Origin of the sequence: Pseudonocardia sp. HH130629-09 (assembly GCF_001294645.1) — a bacterium.
Classification (GTDB): domain Bacteria; phylum Actinomycetota; class Actinomycetes; order Mycobacteriales; family Pseudonocardiaceae; genus Pseudonocardia.
Window position 1 is genome coordinate 5,568,836 of the sequence record NZ_CP011868.1, and the last position, 17,941, is coordinate 5,586,776.

At 73.9% G+C, this 17,941-nt stretch carries 15 protein-coding genes; 6 read left to right on the forward strand and 9 right to left on the reverse strand.

All coding sequences use genetic code 11. The features are described from left to right. Nucleotides 1–72: 72 nt before the first annotated feature. Both XF36_RS26035 and XF36_RS26040 read right to left on the reverse strand, forming a co-directional pair. Nucleotides 73–2,064, reverse strand: coding sequence for an acyl-CoA dehydrogenase (locus XF36_RS26035; protein ID WP_064485506.1), 1,992 nt, complete (start codon nt 2,062–2,064; stop codon nt 73–75). After that, entirely contained in the window at nt 2,061–2,756 is a 696-nt protein-coding gene (locus tag XF36_RS26040; RefSeq protein ID WP_238589025.1) for a TetR family transcriptional regulator, read from the reverse strand. Before XF36_RS26040 ends, XF36_RS26035 begins: the two co-directional genes overlap by 4 nt. A gap of 147 nt (nt 2,757–2,903) precedes the next feature. Between XF36_RS26040 and XF36_RS26045 the strand changes: the two genes are divergently transcribed. The 4 genes from XF36_RS26045 to XF36_RS26060 all read left to right on the forward strand — a co-directional run bounded on the left by XF36_RS26045 (nt 2,904) and on the right by XF36_RS26060 (nt 8,008). Beyond that, nucleotides 2,904–4,205: an acetyl-CoA C-acetyltransferase gene (locus XF36_RS26045; RefSeq protein ID WP_060713997.1), complete on the forward strand. Its 1,302-nt coding sequence runs from the start codon at nt 2,904–2,906 to the stop codon at nt 4,203–4,205. Next, a complete protein-coding gene (locus XF36_RS26050; protein WP_060713998.1) occupies nt 4,202–5,554 on the forward strand; it encodes a 3-oxoacyl-ACP reductase in 1,353 nt (450 codons plus the stop codon). The genes XF36_RS26045 and XF36_RS26050 overlap by 4 nt, the downstream gene beginning before the upstream one ends. Beyond that, nucleotides 5,554–6,459 (forward strand): MaoC family dehydratase, encoded by a 906-nt coding sequence (locus tag XF36_RS26055; protein ID WP_060713999.1) that lies wholly within the window; start codon nt 5,554–5,556, stop codon nt 6,457–6,459. Before XF36_RS26050 ends, XF36_RS26055 begins: the two co-directional genes overlap by 1 nt. A gap of 388 nt (nt 6,460–6,847) precedes the next feature. Next, nucleotides 6,848–8,008: a pyridoxal phosphate-dependent aminotransferase gene (locus XF36_RS26060; RefSeq protein ID WP_060714000.1), complete on the forward strand. Its 1,161-nt coding sequence runs from the start codon at nt 6,848–6,850 to the stop codon at nt 8,006–8,008. Between the two features lie 39 nt (nt 8,009–8,047). Here the strand turns inward: XF36_RS26060 and XF36_RS26065 are convergent, their stop codons facing one another. Beyond that, entirely contained in the window at nt 8,048–8,713 is a 666-nt protein-coding gene (locus tag XF36_RS26065) for a VC0807 family protein (RefSeq protein WP_060714001.1), read from the reverse strand. Between the two features lie 207 nt (nt 8,714–8,920). Continuing rightward, complete coding sequence (locus XF36_RS26070; RefSeq protein WP_060714002.1) at nt 8,921–9,475, reverse strand: hypothetical protein; 555 nt, start codon at nt 9,473–9,475, stop codon at nt 8,921–8,923. Nucleotides 9,476–9,854: 379 nt separating this feature from the next. On the opposite strand from XF36_RS26070, the gene XF36_RS26075 reads away from it, so the two are divergent. Then, nucleotides 9,855–11,444, forward strand: coding sequence for an adenylate/guanylate cyclase domain-containing protein (locus tag XF36_RS26075; RefSeq protein ID WP_082375660.1), 1,590 nt, complete (start codon nt 9,855–9,857; stop codon nt 11,442–11,444). Between the two features lie 31 nt (nt 11,445–11,475). Further along, the gene (locus XF36_RS26080) at nt 11,476–13,092 is read left to right on the forward strand and encodes an acyl-CoA synthetase (RefSeq protein ID WP_060714003.1); all 1,617 of its coding nucleotides are present in this window, start codon (nt 11,476–11,478) and stop codon (nt 13,090–13,092) included. 6 nt (nt 13,093–13,098) lie between these two features. Here XF36_RS26080 and XF36_RS26085 read toward each other — a convergent pair whose 3' ends face one another. The 5 genes from XF36_RS26085 to XF36_RS26105 all read right to left on the reverse strand — a co-directional run bounded on the left by XF36_RS26085 (nt 13,099) and on the right by XF36_RS26105 (nt 17,870). Then, nucleotides 13,099–13,782, reverse strand: coding sequence for an SIMPL domain-containing protein (locus XF36_RS26085; protein ID WP_060714004.1), 684 nt, complete (start codon nt 13,780–13,782; stop codon nt 13,099–13,101). Next, nucleotides 13,779–15,782: a prolyl oligopeptidase family serine peptidase gene (locus tag XF36_RS26090; protein ID WP_082375661.1), complete on the reverse strand. Its 2,004-nt coding sequence runs from the start codon at nt 15,780–15,782 to the stop codon at nt 13,779–13,781. Before XF36_RS26090 ends, XF36_RS26085 begins: the two co-directional genes overlap by 4 nt. A 14-nt stretch (nt 15,783–15,796) precedes the next feature. Beyond that, the gene (locus XF36_RS26095) at nt 15,797–16,555 is read right to left on the reverse strand and encodes a LamB/YcsF family protein (protein WP_060714006.1); all 759 of its coding nucleotides are present in this window, start codon (nt 16,553–16,555) and stop codon (nt 15,797–15,799) included. A gap of 264 nt (nt 16,556–16,819) precedes the next feature. Next, nucleotides 16,820–17,620, reverse strand: a complete 801-nt coding sequence (locus tag XF36_RS35020; protein WP_060714007.1) for a hypothetical protein — start codon at nt 17,618–17,620, stop codon at nt 16,820–16,822. Nucleotides 17,621–17,669: 49 nt separating this feature from the next. Beyond that, the gene (locus XF36_RS26105; protein ID WP_020621693.1) at nt 17,670–17,870 is read right to left on the reverse strand and encodes a hypothetical protein; all 201 of its coding nucleotides are present in this window, start codon (nt 17,868–17,870) and stop codon (nt 17,670–17,672) included. Nucleotides 17,871–17,941: the final 71 nt, after the last annotated feature.

Here is a 17,941-nt window from a genome sequence, read left to right on the forward strand (position 1 = left end):
CCCAGGCCCGACGACGGACGGCCGGCCCCGGGTCACCGGGGCCGGCCGTCGTCGTGTCGGGTCGGGGGCGGGTCAGCCCGCCTCGACCTGCTCCGTCAGCGGCTCGGCCGGTCGCCCGGGGGCCGGGGCCCAGGCCTCGTCGTCCAGCATCGGGCAGGCCAGCCACTCGTCCGGGATGCCGAAGCCGTCGACCAGTGTGCGGGCGTACGGCCGCAGCTCCCGGCACAGGCCGTTGACCAGCGGCCGGATCGAGCGCGACTCGGCGGCGGTGAGCCGCCCGGTCTCCAGGTACCAGGCGCGCTCGCGGTCGATCACGCTCAGCACGTGCAGGTCGTAGACCCGCTCCAGCAGCGCCCGCACCGCCGGGTCGTCGATCGTGGCGAGCTTGTCGGCGAAGGAGCGCTCGACGAGGGTGTCCACGTGCGCCCGCGCGGCGACGAGCAGCAGGTCCTGCGCGGAGTTGAAGACGGTGAACTCGTCGTTGCCCTTGCGCATCGCGGGGGCGAGGTTGCGGATCGCGGCGGCCAGGGTGTCCGCGCGGCGGACCTCCAGCAGCTCCCGGCGGCGCCTGCGGTCGGTCAGGTCGATCCCGCGGAACGGGATCCGCCGGGTCAGCGAGGCGGCGCCGGTCCGCTCGGCGAGCACCCCGGCGAGCTGACGCCCGAGCAGCGGCGCGATCTCGAGCGGGTTGCCCTTCTTGATCGTGCGGCCGTAGTCCGACAGCAGCTCCTTGGCCAGCAGCTGCAGCAGGACCGTGTTGTCGCCCTCGAAGGTGGTGAACACGTCGGTGTCCGCCTTGAGCGCGGGCAGCAGGTTCTCCTCCAGGTAGCCCGCGCCGCCGCAGGCCTCGCGGCAGGTCTGGATGGTGTGCGTGGCGTGCCAGGTGGCGATCGCCTTGATGCCCGCCGCGGACTGCTCCAGGGTGCGCTGCTCGCGCGCACCGACCGGGCCCGCGCCGGGCGCCTGGACGTCGTGCATCCGCTTCACCAGATCGTCCTGGGTGAAGTGCAGCGCGAACGTGGTCGCCAGCGCGGGAAGCAGCTTCTGCTGATGGGCCAGGTAGTCGAGGACGGTGGTCTCCTCGCCGGTCGCCGGGTTCGCGAACTGACGACGGCGCTCGCCGAAGCGCACCGCCAGGGCGAGGGCCTTCTGCGCGGCCCCACCGGCGCCGCCGGCGACCGAGATCCGGCCGCGGACCAGGGTGCCGAGCATGGTGAAGAAGCGAGCGGTCTCGTTCTCGATCGACGACGAGTACGTCCCGTCCGGGGCGACGTCGGCGAAGCGGTTGAGCAGGTTCTCGCGCGGGATGCGCACATGGTCGAAGGTCAGCCGCCCGTTGTCGACGCCGTTCAGGCCGGCCTTGCGCCCGTCGTCGCCGATGGTCACGCCGGGCAGGGCGTTGCCGTCGGAGTCGCGCAGCGGCACGAGGAAGGCGTGCACGCCGGGCTTCTCGTCGCCGGTGACCAGCTGGGCGAACACCACGGCCATCCGACCGTCGCGCGCGGCGTTGCCGATGTACTCCTTGCGTGCCTGCGGGTACGGGGTGTGGAGGACGAACTCGCCCGCCGCGGCGTCGTAGGTGGCCGTGGTGTGCAGGTGCTGCACGTCCGAGCCGTGGCCGGACTCGGTCATCGCGAAGCAGCCGAGCAGCTCCCCGTCGATGATCTTGCGGAGGTACTGCTCGTGGTGGCGCTCGGTTCCGAGCACCTGGACCGCGCCGCCGAACAGTCCCCACTGGACGCCGGCCTTGACCAGCAGCGACAGGTCGCCGTAGGCCAGCATGGCGAACGCGGTGACCACGCCGCCGACGTCGCCCTCGCCGCCGACGGACGGGTCGAAGCCGGTGTGTGGGCGGCCGGAGGAGGTCAGGAACTTGAGCGAGTCGGTGATGCGCCCGCGGTAGTCGGCCGAGGACAGGTCGGGGTCCGCGCGCATGTCGGCGTTGGCCGCGAGCTGCTCGCGGGTCTGCTGCCGGACGTGCGCCCACCGTCCGTCGACGACCGTGCGGAGGGTCTCCGCGGGGATCCGGTCGGGCGTGGGCAGGGTGCTGGTCTGGGCGTTCACGGGTGAACCTCCTGCACGTGCGATGCCAGGCCGGAGAGTCCGGACCAGGCCAGGTCGGTGAGATGGGTGGCGAGCTGCTCGCGCGGGGTGCCGTCGGGGCGGGCGAGCCAGTCGTCGGCGGCGCCGCGCACCAGTCCGACGATCGCGTGGCCCCAGATGCGGGCCGCGGCCCGCCGGTCGGTCTCCCCGGGGGCCGGGTCGCCGAGGTTGCCGGCGATGACCGCGGCCACCTCGTCCCCGATCACGGTCACGAGGTCGTTGACCGGGTCGTGCCCGCCGTCGGTGGCGGGGCTGCGGCGTGCGGTTCCCTGGGTGAGCAGCGGGCGCTGTACCACGAACCGGTACAGCTCCGGGTCGATCTCGATGAGTCTCAGGTAGGCGTCGATGCCGGCGGCGACGGCGGCGCGCGGCCCACGGCCGGAGTCGGCCAGGGCTGCGGCGGTGGCCCGGCGGACCTCGGCGAGCAGGACCCCGGCCACCGACTCGCAGATCGCGGTGTAGAGGCCGGTCCGGTCGCCGAAGTGCCGGTAGATCACGGTCTTGCTGGTGGCGGCGGACGCGGCGATCTCGTCCATCCCGATGCCGGCGCCGTGCCGGCGGATGGCACCGATCGCAGAGCCCACGAGTGCGGCCCGCCGCTGCTCGCGGTGGGCGTCCCATCGGCTGTCGCGCTTGTCCCGTCCGACCTTCACGAAACCGATAGTACCGTGTACCTTGAGTACCGGCTACCCCGTGGTAACGACGAACCACGACCCGATGCTCCGCCCACCGGGGCCCGCGCGCAGCGTGGTCACCCCGATCGGGTGGGGCGGGACCCGAACCCAGGAGGGACGACCCCCATGCCAGCCAGCACCCGGCGCGCCGCCGTCATCGGCGGCAACCGCATCCCGTTCGCGCGGGCCAACGGTGCCTACGCCGGCGCCTCGAACCTCGACATGCTCACCACGACGCTCGACGGTCTGGTGGCCCGCTTCGGGCTGGCCGGCGAGCGCCTGGGTGAGGTCGTGGCCGGCGCCGTGCTCAAGCACTCCCGTGACTTCAACCTGACCCGCGAGGCGGTCCTCGGCTCCCGGCTGAGCCCCGCCACCGCGGCCTACGACGTGCAGCAGGCCTGCGGCACCGGTCTGGAGGCGACCATCGCCGTCGCCAACAAGATCGCGCTCGGCCAGATCGAGTCCGGTGTCGCCGGTGGCGTGGACACCGCGTCCGACGCGCCGATCGCCCTGAACGACGACCTGCGGCGCGTGCTGGTCAAGCTCAACGCGGCGAAGACCACGGTGGACCGGCTCAAGCTGGTGGGGCAGCTGCGCCCGGGCCAGATCGTGCCGGACATCCCGGAGAACTCGGAGCCGCGCACCGGCCTGTCGATGGGCGAGCACGCCGCACGCACCGCCCTGGAGTGGGGCATCGGCCGCACCGAGCAGGACGAGCTCACCGTGCGCAGCCACCACAACCTGGCCGCCGCCTACGACCGCGGCTTCTTCGACGACCTGGTCACGCCGTACCTGAAGCTGACCCGGGACAACAACCTGCGCGCCGACTCCTCGGTGGAGAAGCTCGCGAAGCTCAAGCCGGTCTTCGGCAAGGGCCCCGACGCCACGATGACCGCGGGCAACTCGACCCCGCTCACCGACGGTGCCGCCCTGGTCCTGCTCGGCTCCGACGAGTGGGCCGCCGAGCACCGGCTGCCGGTGCTGGCGCACGTGGTGGACGCCGAGACCGCGGGCGTCGACTACGTCCACGGCCCGGACGGGCTGCTCACCGCGCCGGTGTTCGCCGTGCCGCGGCTGCTGGAGCGCAACGGACTGTCCCTGCAGGACTTCGACCTGTACGAGATCCACGAGGCCTTCGCCTCGGTCGTCCTCGTGCAGCGCAAGGCCTGGGAGGACCCCCGCTTCTGCAAGGAGCGCCTGGGTCTCGACACGCCGCTGGGCGCGATCGACGACGACAAGCTCAACGTCGCGGGCTCCTCGCTCGCCGCGGGGCACCCGTTCGCCGCGACCGGCGGCCGGATCGTCGCGACCCTGGCCAAGCTCCTACGGGAGAAGGCCGACACCGAGAAGAAGAACCAGCGCGGCCTGATCTCGATCTGCGCCGCCGGCGGCCAGGGCGTCGTCGCGATCCTGGAGGCAACGGCATGAGCGACCTGCTCGCGACCCTGTCCAACACCCCGATCGCCAAGCAGCTCGGGCTGCCCACGGTGCCGACGCTGCGCCGGCACCGCCCCGGGGACCCGCTGCTGGCCGGCCCGGTGCTCGTCGCGGCCGTCGGCGAGGGCCGGTTCGCCAAGGCGCTCACCGCGTTCGTCGAGAGCCACGGTGTCCCCGCGCTCGCGGCGGCCGGCGAGGACCGGCTGTACGGCGTCGTCCTGGACCTGTCCGGTGCCACGACGCTGGCCGACCTCGCCGCCGCCCAGCAGATCCTCACCCCCGCGGTGAAGAAGCTCGGCCCGTCGGGCCGGGTGCTGCTGATCGGTGCCGAGCCGGGCGAGGCGTCCGGTGCGGAGGCGGCCGCCGTCGCCCAGTCGCTCGACGGCCTGGTCCGCTCGATCGGCAAGGAGCTGCGCTTCGGCGCGACGGCCAACCTGCTCATCGTGGCCTCCGACGTGACCCCGGCCGCCATCGACTCGTCGGTCCGGTTCTTCCTGTCGGCCCGCTCCGCCTACGTCGATGGCCAGGTCGCGCACGTCGCGGCGCCGGTCGGGACCCCGCAGGAGCCGGCCGAGGTGGACGACCCGCGCGCCGAGGAGCAGCCGCTCGCCGGGCGCATCGCGGTGGTCACCGGTGCGGCACGGGGCATCGGCGCGGCCATCGCCGACACCCTGGCCCGCGACGGCGCGACGATCGTCGCCGTCGACGTCCCGGCGGCCGGTGAGGGACTGGCCCGCACCGCGAACCGCACCGGCGGCACCGCGCTGCAGCTGGACATCACCGCCCCCGACGCGGCGGACCGGCTGCTCGGCCACCTCGCCGACCGGCACGACGGCGTCGACATCGTGGTGCACAACGCGGGCATCACCCGCGACAAGCTGCTCGCGAACATGACCGCCGACCGCTGGAACTCGGTGCTCGCGGTCAACCTGGGCGCCCAGCTGACGATCAACGAGGCGCTGCTGGCCGAGGGCTCCCCGCTGCACGAGGCGGGCCGCGTGGTCTGCGTGTCCTCGCAGTCGGGCATCGCGGGCAACCGCGGCCAGACCAACTACGCCGCCTCCAAGGCCGGTGTGATCGGCATGGTCCGGGCGCTCGCCCCGCGCTTCGCCGAGCGCGGAGCGACGATCAACGCCGTCGCACCCGGGTTCATCGAGACCGACATGACCGCGAAGATGCCCGTCGCCACCCGCGAGGGCGGCCGTCGGATCAACTCCCTCAAGCAGGGCGGGCTGCCGGTGGACGTCGCCGAGGCCATCGGCTGGTTCGGCCGCGCCGAGTCCGGCGGGCTCAACGGGCAGACCGTGCGGGTCTGCGGCCAGTCGATGCTGGGGGCCTGATGACCGTGACCGAGGATCGGAAGGTCACGGAGCTGCCCGGCCCGCCGTCGCTGGGGCAGTACTACGCCTCCGCGGCCGCCCGGGCGGCGCTGCCCGGCGGCTCCGGCCGGTCGCTGCCCGCGACCGAGCTGGTCCGCCGCGGCGTCACGGTCGAGCAGGGACACCTCGCCGACTACGCCCGGGTCTGCGGGTTCCGGGTCGGCAACGCCCTGCCGGTGACCTACCCGCACATGCTGACGTTCCCGCTGCAGGTCGTGCTGATGGCCGGCCGGTCGTTCCCGCTGCCGCTGCCCGGGCTGGTGCACATCGCCAACCGGATCACCGTGCACCGGGCGATCGCCCCGACCGAGACGCTCGACGTCCGGGTGTGGGCGCAGCGGTTCACCCGACATCCCAAGGGGGCGCAGGTCGACCTGATCGGTGAGGTCTCCGCGGACGGGGAGACCGTCTGGTCCGGCCGCAGCACCTACCTGGCCCGCGGGGCGAAGGCCCCGGACGGCCCGGCGGGCGGCGACGACACGGCCGGCACGGCCGACATCGCCGAGCCGCCGGTGCCCACCGGGCCGGCGAACGCGCTGTGGCGGGTCCCGGGCGACATCGGGCGCCGCTACGCGGCCGTCTCCGGTGACGTGAACCCGATCCACCTGCACCCGCTCACGGCGAAGGCGATGGGCTTCCCGCGGGCGATCGCGCACGGCATGTGGACCGCGGCGCACGCCGTCGCCGCGCTGGAGGGCCGGATCCCCGACGCCTGCACCTACGACGTCGTGTTCCGCAAGCCGGTGCTGCTCCCGGCGAAGGTCGAGCTCGTGACCGGGTCCGACGCCAAGGGGGCGTGGGGTCTGGCGCTGCGCAGCGCCAAGGACGCGGAAAAGCTGCACCTGGTCGGCCGCATCAGCGGGTAGACCGGAGGCATGGACGCGGGACGACGACGCGGGACGACCCGATCGGGTGGGCAGGCCTGCTCACCCGATCGGGTGGCTCTGGATCGGTCCACAGGCGGTTCAGCAACGTTTCCCCGATGACGGACGTCATCTCGTGTGTCCATCATTCGTCACCCGACATCCGTGAGGAGGCCATGCGATGAACGACGACATCTCGATCGAGAACGACGAGCAGCACGACGACGAGTCCCACATCGTCCGCGGACTCGACTGAGTCGGACTCGACCGGGTCACTGGAGGAGCTCGTCCCGGCGCCGTGGAACCCACCGGCGTCCGTGGACCGGCACGGGTTCGCGCAGAACCTCGATCAGGAGCTGTGCCACCCGCACACCCGGATAGTGTCGGGCCCATGCTGGTCGAGCGCATGCGCCCGTTCACCTCGACGATCTTCACCGAGATCTCCCGCCTCGCGGTCGAGACCGGTGCGATCAACCTCGGCCAGGGCTTCCCGGACACCGACGGTCCGGCCTCGCTGCTCGCCGACGCGGCCGCCAACATCACCGAGCGCGGCCGCAACCAGTACCCGCCCGGCCCGGGTGTGCCCGCGCTGCGCGAGGCCGTCGCGGCCCACCAGCACCGCTGGTACGGCCTCGAGGTCGACCCGGCCGACGTCGTCGTCACCACGGGGGCGACCGAGGCGATCGCCGCGACCCTGCTCGGACTCTGCGGACCCGGCGACGAGGTCGTCGCGTTCGAGCCGGCCTACGACTCCTACGCCGCGGCCGTCGCGCTGGCCGGCGCCACGCTGCGCACCGTGCCGCTGCTCCCGCCCGGGTTCGGCTTCGACGACGACGCGCTGGCCGCCGCGTTCTCCGACCGCACCCGGGTGGTGCTGGTCAACACCCCGCACAACCCGACCGGCGCGGTGCTCACCCGCGACCAGCTGACCCGGGTCGGGGAGCTCGCGGTCGCCCACGACGCGGTGGTCGTCACCGACGAGGTGTACGAGCACATGGTCTTCGACGACGCGCAGCACGTCCCGATGGCGTCGCTGCCCGGCCTCGCCGACCGCACCCTCACGATCTCTTCGGCCGGGAAGACCTTCTCGGTGACCGGCTGGAAGGTCGGCTGGGTGCACGGCCCGTCCGAGCTGGTCGCCGCCCCGCGCGCGGTCAAGCAGTTCCTCACCTTCCACGGCGGGGCGCCGTTCCAGCCGGCCGTCGCGCACGCCCTCGGCCTCGGCGACGACTTCTACACCGGCCTCGCGGCCGATCTCACCCGCAAGCGCGACCTGCTGGCCGACGGGCTGCGGGCGGCCGGGTTCGACGTGCTCACCCCGCGCGGCACCTACTTCGTGACCGCGGACCCGCGCCAGCTCGGCTACGACGACGGCGTCGACCTGGCCTGGAAGCTCCCCGGCCTGTGCGGGGTCGCGGCCGTCCCGGTGTCGGTGTTCTGCCCGTCGCCGCAGGCTGCCGCGACACACCGGCCGTACGTGCGGTTCGCCTTCTGCAAGCGCGACGAGGTGCTGGAGCAGGCCGCCGAGCGGCTCGCGGGGCTCCGGCCGTGAGCGCCGTCGTCTCCGACGGTGAGCTGCCCGCTCGGCCGGTCAGCGACCCGCCCGTACCGCCCGCTTCACGCTGACGACCAGCAGCGCCGACATCGCTGTCCACACCACGACCGACTGCACCGACAGGATCGGCAGAGCCGCCACCGGCGCCAGTGTGTAGGCCAGCGTGATCCGCAGGGCCGCCTCCAGTGCCATGACCAGGGCGGCGGCCCCGGTCGCGCGGCGCAGCGTCCGGCGGAACACCGGGTTGGCGTCCCACTGGCGTTCCATCAGCGCGGGCAGGTCGGGGCGCTGGGCGCCGCCGAAGAACCGGCACACGTGGAACATCAGCGGGCGACGCCCGACCACCAGCGACCCGGCGAGCAGGAGTCCGAACGCGACACTCTGGATCGCGTCGCGGGCGACGGCGAACCGGGCGTCGCCGCTGAGCAGCGACGTCACCAGCCCGGCCGCGATGGTGACCAGCACGATCACCCCGACCGGGTTGAGCCGGCGGTGCCGCACCGCCTGCACCAGGACGTTCAGCGCGGGCGGCAGCGCGGACCAGGCCAGCGCGGTGACGTCGGACATGCCCTGTCCGGTCAGCACCACGTAGACCAGGTACGGCAGCCCTGCGTCCACCAGCAGCGGGATCGCCGTCTGCCGCAGCACGGTGCCACGGCCCGCGGCGGGCGCAGGCGCGGTCGAGGGAGTGGTCGTGGTCATCGGATGGCTCCTGCCGTCGCGGGGGTCGGACCTCTCCGACACTTCCGCGCGAGGGCCCCCGCCGGATCCACCCCGGGATCGACCCCGGGTGGAGATCCGGGCTCCACCTCACCACCCGGACACGACGACGCCCCCGTCCCCGTCGCGGTGGCGACGGGGACGGGGGCGGTCGACGTGCCTGGGGCGCCGCGGAGGGCGCCCGGCGGGTCAGACGCGGGCGGTCCGCTGCGCGGCGCCCGGCCACATGCGGGCACCGACGGCGCCGCCGATCGCCGCGGCGACGGCCGAGACACCCATCGCCAGGACCGACCAGCCCGCGGCCTCACGGGCGAGGCCGACGACACCCGCGCCACCCGCGCCGAGGCCGGGGAACGCCGAACCGGCGTAGCCGGCGAGCGCGCCGCCCCCGGCCAGGGCCGGCCCGACCAGCAGCATCGTGGTCAGGACCCAGACGGCCAGGGCGTTGACCACGCCGTCGGCCGGGTTGTCCCAGCCCGTCGACGAGCCGGTCGCCATCCCGCCGAGGAAGAACGCGAGCAGACCGATCACCACCGAGACCACGGCCGCCGTCGTCGTCGTGCCGGGGGCGCCACCGATGGTGAGCCAGTCGAAGGCGGAGAACAGCAGTTGCAGGACGATGTTGACTGCGAACGTGGTCAGCGCCCCGATCCACACCGCGCCCCAGCGGATGCGGTCCAGCCGTGGGCCGCCGGCGATCGGGACACCGCCCGCGTGGTGGACACCGCCCGTACGGGGGTCCACGGTCGGGTGCTCGTGCCGGTGCTCGGTGTGCAGGGTGTCGGTGTGCGCGGGGTCGGCGTGCCCGGGGGGCGCCCGCGTGCTCCGCCGGTCCGCCCGCGGTCCTGCCGTACGTGCTGGTTATCCGGTGTTCCCCTCTGTGTGACGACCCGGCGCGAGCCGGGCCGTCGGTGACGTGCGTCCTACCCGGAGCCAGTGCCCGTGAGGTGCGGGCCACAACGTCGGCCCGGCGGGAGCACGCGATCGGAGAGGGGATGTCGCATGTTCGGCCCAGTGGGGGGAGTGCGGAGGGTGGGCGGCCATCCTGTTGCGCAGCACCGTGGTGGCGGGCGTCCTCCCGTCTCCGGCGACCGGGCTCACTCGATCGGCCTAGACTCGCCGCATGGATGCGCAGCGACCCGCGACGCGGCCGGGCCGCCAGGTCGTCGGCCTGCCGGTACGAGCGCTGCTGGCCCTCGTCGTGGCGTCGGCGAACGTCATCGGCGCGGCCGTCGTGCTGGTCATCGCGGCCTTCGTGCTTCCCCGGGAACAGCTGCTCGACGCCGTCGAGATCCGGCTGGTCAACCTCGTCGTGCTCGCGATCTACCTGCTCGTCGCGGTCCCGGTCGGGATCTGGTTCGGCCGCCGGAAGCTGACCGTGCGTCGCTCCTCGCGGGACCCCCAGGCGGACGAGCGGCAGCTGGTGCTGCGGGCACCCGCCCGCATCTCGTCGATGGTCGCCCTGCTGTGGGTGGTCGGCGCGGTCCTGTTCTGCTTCCTGAACCTGCGCTACTCCGGGCGGCTGGGCTTCTCGGTCACCGCCACCGTGCTGATCGGCGGCGTGACCACCTCGGCCCTGTCCTACCTGCTGGTCGAGCGGATCCTGCGCCGCGCCGCGGCCCGGGTGCTGTCCGGGCGGCCGCCGAAGCGGCGTCGCCTGATCACCGGGGTCATGCTGCGCTCGGTCGGGTTCTGGGCGCTCGGCACCGCGGTCCCGATCTCCGGGATCATGCTGGCCGGGCTCGTCGCCCTAGTGTTCGGGGACTCCTCGCCCACCCAGCTCGCGGTCACCATGCTCGCGCTGGGGGGCACGGCGATCGGGGTCGGACTGATCACGACGCTCGGGGCCGCCCGCGCCATCGCCGACCCGGTGCTGGCCGTGCGCCGTGCACTGGCCCGTGTGCAGAACGGTGATCTCGACGTGAGCCTGCCCGTCTACGACAACACCGAGCTCGGACAGCTCCAGGCCGGGACGAACAGCATGGTCGAGGGGCTGCGCGAGCGGGAGCGGATCCGTGACCTGTTCGGCCGCCACGTCGGCCGCGACGTCGCCGAGGCCGCGTCGGCGCGTGGTGACGGCATCCGGCTCGGCGGCGAGGTGCGGCCGGTCGCGGTGCTGTTCGTCGATCTCGTCGGTTCGACGACGATGGCCGCCCGCCGCCCGCCCGAAGAGGTCGTGGCGGTGCTGAACCGCTTCTTCGGGGTGGTCGTCGAGTGCGTCGAGCAGGCCGGCGGGTGGATCAACAAGTTCGAGGGCGACGCCGCGCTCGCCGTGTTCGGCGCCCCGCTCGACCTCGACGACGCCCCCGGCGCCGCGCTGAGCGCCGCCCGCTGCCTGGGCGCCCGCCTCGCCGAGGAGATGCCCGAGATCGAGGCCGGCATCGGTGTCTCCGCGGGCGACGCGGTGGCCGGCAACATCGGCGACCCGCGCCGTTTCGAGTACACGGTGATCGGCGACCCGGTCAACGAGGCGGCGCGGCTCACCGAGCTGGCGAAGTCGGTGCCGGGGCGGGTCGTCGCGGCCGCCCGGGCCGTCGACGTCGCCGGGAGCGAGGCCGCGCGGTGGCGGGCATCGGAGTCGGTGACGCTGCGCGGGCGGGACGAGCCGACCGGGATCTGGGTCCCGGCCGGGCACGCCGCGGACGGCGCGGACGGCGCGGAAGCCACGGACCCCGCCGACGTCGTCGGATCCGCGGAGAACGGTCGTAGGTGACGACGGGGGTGTCCTCGGGCAGGATGCGCCCATGGGCAACGGTGCTACCGAGTTCAGTGAGTTGACCGCGGCGTCGATCCGGCGGGTGCGCCGGCACACGCTCGGGGACCTGCTGCACCGGACGGCCGTCCGGTACCCGGGCAAGACCGCGGTCGTCGACGGTGAGACCCGCTGGACCTTCGCCGAGTTCGACGCCGCGGTGAACCGCTGCGCCGCCGCACTGGCCGGTCAGGGCCTGGTCAAGGGCGACCGGCTCGCGCTGCTCTCGCACAACTGCAGCCAGTTCGCGGTGCTCGTCTACGCCACCGCGCGGCTCGGCGTCGTGCTCGTGCCGATCAACTTCATGCTGAACGCCGAGGAGATCGCGTTCATCCTCGACCACTCCGGGGCGAGAGCGTTCGTCGTCGAGGACGCGCTGGCCGTGACCGGGGAGAAGGCGCTCGCGCAGTCCTCGGAGCCGGCGTCGGTCCGGGCCTGGATCGGGCTGTCCGGGCAGGCACCGACCGGGGACTGGGCCGACCTGGACGCCTGGATCGACGGTGACGGCGACCCCGGCGAGCCCGACGTGCACATCGCCGACGACGACCCGCTGCGCCTCATGTACACCTCCGGCACCGAGTCGCGGCCCAAGGGCGTCATGCTGCCCAGCCGATCGCTGATCGCCCAGTACATGTCGTGCGTCGTCGACGGCGGCATGGAGCACGACGACGTCGAGCTGCACTCGCTGCCGCTCTACCACTGCGCGCAGCTGGACTGCTTCCTGTCCGTCGACGTCTACCTGGGCGCCACCAGCATCATCCTCCCGGCACCGGACCCGGCCCGGCTGCTGGAGACGATCGAGCGGGAGAAGGTCACCAAGCTCTTCTGCCCGCCGACGGTCTGGATCTCGCTGCTGCGCCACCCGGACTTCGACACCCGGGACCTGTCGAGCCTGCGCAAGGGCTACTACGGTGCCGCGGCGATGCCGGTCGAGGTGCTGCAGGAGCTGTCCCGGCGGCTCCCCGAGGTGCGGCTGTGGAACTTCTACGGCCAGACCGAGACCTCCCCGCTGGCCACCCTGCTCGGCCCGGACGAGCAGCTCAGCCACGCCGGGTCGGCCGGGCGGGCGTCGCTGAACGTCGAGACGCGCGTCGTCGACGACGAGGGCAACGAGGTCGGGCCGGGAGAGGTCGGCGAGATCGTGCACCGCAGCCCGCACGTGACGCTGGGGTACTACGAGAACGAGGAGAAGACCGCCGAGGCGTTCGCCGGTGGCTGGTTCCATTCCGGCGACCTGGGCGTGATGACCGCCGACGGGTACCTGTCCGTCGTCGACCGCAAGAAGGACATGATCAAGACCGGTGGGGAGAACGTCGCCTCCCGCGAGGTGGAGGAGGCGCTCTACCTGCTCGAGGGTGTCGCCGAGGTCGCCGTGTTCGGCGTCAGCCACCCGCACTGGATCGAGGCCGTCACCGCGGTCGTGGTGCCGAAGCAGGGCGTGACGCTGACCCGCGAGCAGGTCGACGCGCACGCCCGCGAGAAGCTCGCCGGCTACAAGCGGCCCAAGTACGTGGTGTTCGCCGACGCGCTGCCGAAGAACCCCAGCGGCAAGATCCTCAAGCGGGAGCTGCGCACCGAGCACGGCGAGATCGCGGCCCGGGAGGGCTGAGCGGGCTCAGCCCTCCCGGTGCACGACGAACTCGGCCTCGACCTCGGCCCGGACCGTGATGTCGTCCGGGGCGAGGAGCGTGCCGAGAGCACCGTCGGCCTCGGCGAACCCGCCCGGTGCGGACATCGCGCGGGCGCTGAAGCTCAGCCCGACCGGCTGGTGCGCGCCGAGCATGCCGGTGTCGGCGACCGAGCGTGGCGCGACGGGGCCCAGGTCGAGGGCGTCGGCGTAGTCCTGGGCGCGCTCGACGGCCTGGCGCAGCGCGTCCTGGCGGGCCGACCGCTCGATCTCGCGGCGGTGCTCCGGAGCAAGGTCCCAGGAGATCCCCTGCACCTGCGCGCCGGCGAACCGGCCCACCCCGGACAGCCAGGCGCCGAGCCGGGCGACGTCGTCGAACTCCACCGATACCGAGACCGACGCGTGGTGCACCGGCGGTTGCGGCCGGCCCTCGAACGAGGGCTGCTCGACCCAGCTTCGGGCCTGGTCGACGACGTAGCGCCGGACCGGGCCCGCGCCGGGGTCGTGCAGGGTACGCACGTCGGCGACGAGCGCCGCGGTGCCCCGCTCGACCTCGGACCGCACCGCCGCGGCCTCGGGCCCCTGCGCCTCCACGACGACCTGCGCGGTACCCCGCTCGGCGGGGACCTGCCGCTCGTGCTCGCCCCGCACCCGGATCACGACGTCGCTCATGCCAGCTTCTCCCACAGGAATCCGTAGGCCAGTGCGGCCATCCTCGCGGCCTGCGCGTTGTCCGCGGCGCCGCCGTGCCCGCCCTCGATGTTCTCGTAGTAGGTGACGTCGTGGCCGGCGGCCTCCAGCGCGGCGGTGAACTTGCGGGCGTGGCCGGGGTGCACCCGGTCGTCGCGGGTGGAGGTCAGCAGGATCGTCGGTGGGTAGTCGGCGTCCGGGTCGATCAGGTGGTACGGCGAGAACGTCCGGATGAACTCCCAGTCGTCGGTGTCCGGATCGCCGTACTCGGCCATCCAGGAGGCGCCGGCGAGCAGGTGGCTGTAGCGCTTCATGTCCAGCAGCGGCACCTGGATCACCACCGCACCGAACAGCTCGGGGTAGTGGACCAGCATGTTCCCCGCCATCAGCCCGCCGTTGCTGCCGCCCTGCACGGCGAGGTGCGCGCGTGAGGTGATGCCGCGGTCGATCAGGTCCCGTGCGACGGCGGCCATGTCCTCGTAGGCGCGCGGGCGCTTCTCCCGCAGCGCCGCCCGGTGCCAGCGCGGCCCGTACTCGCCGCCGCCGCGCAGGTTCGCGACCGCGTACACGCCGCCGCGCTCCAGCCAGGACCGGCCGGTCGCGCCGGAGTAGCCGGGCGTCATCGGGATCTCGAAGCCGCCGTAGCCGTAGAGCAGCGTCGGAGCGGAGCCGTCGAAGGGCAGGTCCGTGGGCCGGACCAGGAAGTAGGGGACGCGGGTGCCGTCGTCGCTGGTCACGAAGTGCTGCTCGATGACGTGGCGGGACGCGTCGAAGAACGCGGGCGCGCTGCGCAGCGGCCGGGGTGCCTCGCCGACCGTGGCGATCGACAGCATCGAGGGGGTCAGGTGGTCGGTCACGATCAGCCAGACGTCGTCGCTCTCGTCGGCGTCGACCGCGGCGACCGTGACGCTCCCGAACTCCGGTGCCCCGACGAACGGTGACCGCTCCCAGCCCTGCTCGCCGGGGGTGAGCACGACGAGCCGGTCGACGACGTGTTCCAGCATGTCGAGCACGAGGTGGTGGCGGGTCCAGGTGTACCCGGCCAGCGAGGACGAGCCGGACGGCTCGAACAGCACCTCCCAGGCCGGGGTGCCGGCCAGGACGTCGTCGAAGCGGGCGGCGAGCAGCGAGCCCGCGGTGAACGACCCCCAGTCCTCGCGCAGCTCGACGGTGCACCACTCGCGGTGTACGTCGGTCATCGCGGAGTCCGGGACGTCGATCTTGGTGAGGCTCCCGTCCGCGCCGATCAGGTGGAGCTCGTCGGCGTAGAAGGCCAGGGCCCGGCGCAGGAAGTCCCGCTCGAAGCCCGGGGTGTGGTCGCGGAACGCCGAGATGCTGAGGTCGGTCTCCTCGCCGGCGTAGACCAGCTCGGCGGACTCCAGTGCCTCGCCGCGGCGCAGCCGGCGCACCGTGCGCGGGTAGCCCGACGTCGTCATGGTGCCCGGACCGAGGTCGGTGGACAGGTAGACGGTGTCGCGGTCGATCCAGCTCATCCCGCCCTTCGCCTCGGGACGGGAGAACCCGTCCTCGACGAAGGTGCGGGTCGGCAGGTCGAACTCGCGCGTGACGTCGGCGTCGGCGCCGCCGCGGGACAGGTCGACCAGGGCGCGGTCGAGGTCCGGGCGCAGGAACCGGGCGCCGTGCCAGACCCAGTTCTCGCCCTCGGCCTCGTTGAGCGCGTCGACGTCGAGCAGCACCTCCCACTCGGTGTCGGCGCTCCGGTAGGACTCCGGTGTGGTGCGCCGCCACAGGCCGCGCGGGTGCTGCTCGTCGGTCCAGAAGTTGTAGTAGTACCCGCCGCGGGCGGTGACGAACGGGATCCGGTCGCTGGAGTCGAGGACCTCGCGGATCCCCGACTCCAGCTCGGTGAACAGCGGGGTGCCGGTCAGCCGCGCCTCGGTGCGGGCGTTGCGCCGGGCCACCCACTCCAGGGCCTCGGTGCCGGTGACGTCCTCGAGCCAGGCGTGCGGGTCGTTCGTCATGGCCCGATCATCGCTCACACGAACGGTGCGACGGCGATCCCGGTCCGGGCGAGCTCGTCACGGACCCGCCGGGCGGTCGCGACGGCACCGGGGGAGTCGCCGTGCAGGCAGGCGGACTCGGCGCGGACGGTGACCTCGCTGCCGTCCACCGCGCGCACCGTCCCCGTCCCGACCATGCGGACGAGTCGTTCGGCCGCCTCCGTGGCGTCGTCGAGCAGTGCGCCCGGCTCGCCACGCGGGACGAGCCCGCCCTCGGGGGTGTAGCCGCGGTCGACGAAGAACTCGCCCACCGCGCGCAGCCCGGCGCGCTCGGCCTCCGCGAGCAGCGCGGACCCGGGCAGCCCGAGCACCGGCAGCGACGGGTCGTACGCCAGCACCGCCCGGACGACCGCGCGAGCCTGTGCGGTGTGCGTCCGCGTGGCGTTGTAGAGCGCGCCGTGCGGCTTGACGTAGCGGACCCGGGTGCCCGCGGCCCGGCAGAGCGCCTCGAGCCCGCCGATCTGGTAGAGCACGTCGTCGGTCAGCGCGTCGGGCTCGACGTCGAGGAACCGGCGCCCGAACCCGCGCAGGTCCGGATAGGACACCTGCGCCCCGACGACGACCCCCGCCCCGGCGGCCCCCGCGGTCGTGCCCCGCAGCGTCGAGGGATCCCCGGCGTGGAATCCGCACGCGACGTTCGCCGAGGTGACGAGCCCGAGCATCGCCTCGTCGTCGCCGAGGGTCCACCGGCCCCAGGACTCGCCGAGGTCGGCGTTCAGGTCGATCGTGCTCACGGGCGTGTCCTCGGTGTCGGTGTCGGGTCGGGGTCCAGTGTGACCGGGATCGGGTCGCCACGCCCGGACCGCCGCCGTCCGGGGCGCGCCCCGGACGGGCACGCGCCGGCGGCCTCCGAGCCTGCGGGGCGGTGGCCCCGCTCGGCGCCGCGCGGGGTCCTGGTTATCCGAACTCGCCTACCCGGTAAGCGAGTTCGGAAGGAGGGTGCCGGCGGACCGGTTCGCGCCGTCGTGGCGGCGCGTCGTCCCGCCGGCACACCCCGTTCAGCCCTCCCGCAGCGCGCCCGCCCGCACCAGGACGGCGGCCCGGTGCCCCACACGGACCCGTTCGAGGGGGCGGACCCCCGGCGGCAACGCCACCGTCCGTCCACGTCCGACGGCCACCACCACGGCGTCCGGGCGGAGCACGGTCGCGACCGCGCGCAGGAACTCGCCCCCGGGGTCCTGGTCCTGGTCGGCGGCGGCGCGGGCGGGCCCGGCGTCGGGGGTCGGGGTGTCGGCCGCGCCAGGCCGGGTGGGGGAGGCGGCCCAGGTCGTCCGGATCCCGTGCGGCAGGTCGGCCAGGACGAGGTCCGGGCCGGTGTCGTCCGGGGACGCCACGGCGAGGACACCGCGGACGGCAGCGGTGTCCCGGGCGTCGGCGACGGCGACCGACCAGGCCGGGGTGCTCGCCGGGACCAGGGTCCGGGCGGCGGTCGCGGCATCGGCGTAGGACGGCTTGTCGTGCCGGGCGGCGAGGGCGTCGAGGTCCGCGGCGCGGGCGGTGAGACCGCCGGGGTCGAGCAGGGCGAGGTTGCGTCGGGCCAGGTCGAGCGGCTCGGGGTCGGCGTCGGTGCCCACCAGACGCGTGATGCCGACCTCGAGCAGGCCCAGCACGGTGAGGGTCACCCCGGCGCCGCAGCACGGGTCCCACACGGTGAGCGGGGCGTCGGCGGACAGATGGGCGCGGGCGCGACCGGCGAGCTCGACCGTCAGGCGGACCGGGAGGGTCGGGCGGCCCGGTGCCGACGCCAGCACCGCGTCGAGCGCCGCATGGTTCGCGGCCGGGGCGTGGCGGTACTGCACCCGGGCAGTCCAGCAGCCCGCGGCCGCACCGGTTCCGGCGGGTGGCCGGTCAGCGGGTACGGCGGTGCAGCCAGAACGCCACGCCGCCGACCAGCAGCGCGACGACCACCAGCGCAACGACGACCTGCGGTCCGGCGGTCCCGGCCAGGTAGCTGAGCGGGAGCCCGGCCAGCGCGATGATCAGCACCCAGGCGACCACCCGGCGGGTCGCGGGGCCCTCGGGGCCGGGTGTGTTCCGATCGTGCTCCATGTCCGGAACGTACCGGTCGGGTGCCGTGGCGGTGCCGCCCCGGGTCCGGTCCGACGTCCGGCCCGGCCCGG

What these genes read in the sequence shown, in the direction of transcription:
- XF36_RS26060 (WP_060714000.1), top strand. Translation starts at nt 6,848, where the DNA reads ATGCTGGTCGAGCGCATGCGCCCGTTCACCTCGACGATCTTCACCGAG.
- XF36_RS26075 (WP_082375660.1), top strand. Translation starts at nt 9,855, where the DNA reads ATGGATGCGCAGCGACCCGCGACGCGGCCGGGCCGCCAGGTCGTCGGC.
- XF36_RS26045 (WP_060713997.1), top strand. Translation starts at nt 2,904, where the DNA reads ATGCCAGCCAGCACCCGGCGCGCCGCCGTCATCGGCGGCAACCGCATC.
- XF36_RS26090 (WP_082375661.1), bottom strand. Translation starts at nt 15,782, where the DNA reads ATGACGAACGACCCGCACGCCTGGCTCGAGGACGTCACCGGCACCGAG.
- XF36_RS26105 (WP_020621693.1), bottom strand. Translation starts at nt 17,870, where the DNA reads ATGGAGCACGATCGGAACACACCCGGCCCCGAGGGCCCCGCGACCCGC.
- XF36_RS26085 (WP_060714004.1), bottom strand. Translation starts at nt 13,782, where the DNA reads ATGAGCGACGTCGTGATCCGGGTGCGGGGCGAGCACGAGCGGCAGGTC.
- XF36_RS26055 (WP_060713999.1), top strand. Translation starts at nt 5,554, where the DNA reads ATGACCGTGACCGAGGATCGGAAGGTCACGGAGCTGCCCGGCCCGCCG.
- XF36_RS26050 (WP_060713998.1), top strand. Translation starts at nt 4,202, where the DNA reads ATGAGCGACCTGCTCGCGACCCTGTCCAACACCCCGATCGCCAAGCAG.
- XF36_RS26080 (WP_060714003.1), top strand. Translation starts at nt 11,476, where the DNA reads ATGGGCAACGGTGCTACCGAGTTCAGTGAGTTGACCGCGGCGTCGATC.
- XF36_RS26065 (WP_060714001.1), bottom strand. Translation starts at nt 8,713, where the DNA reads ATGACCACGACCACTCCCTCGACCGCGCCTGCGCCCGCCGCGGGCCGT.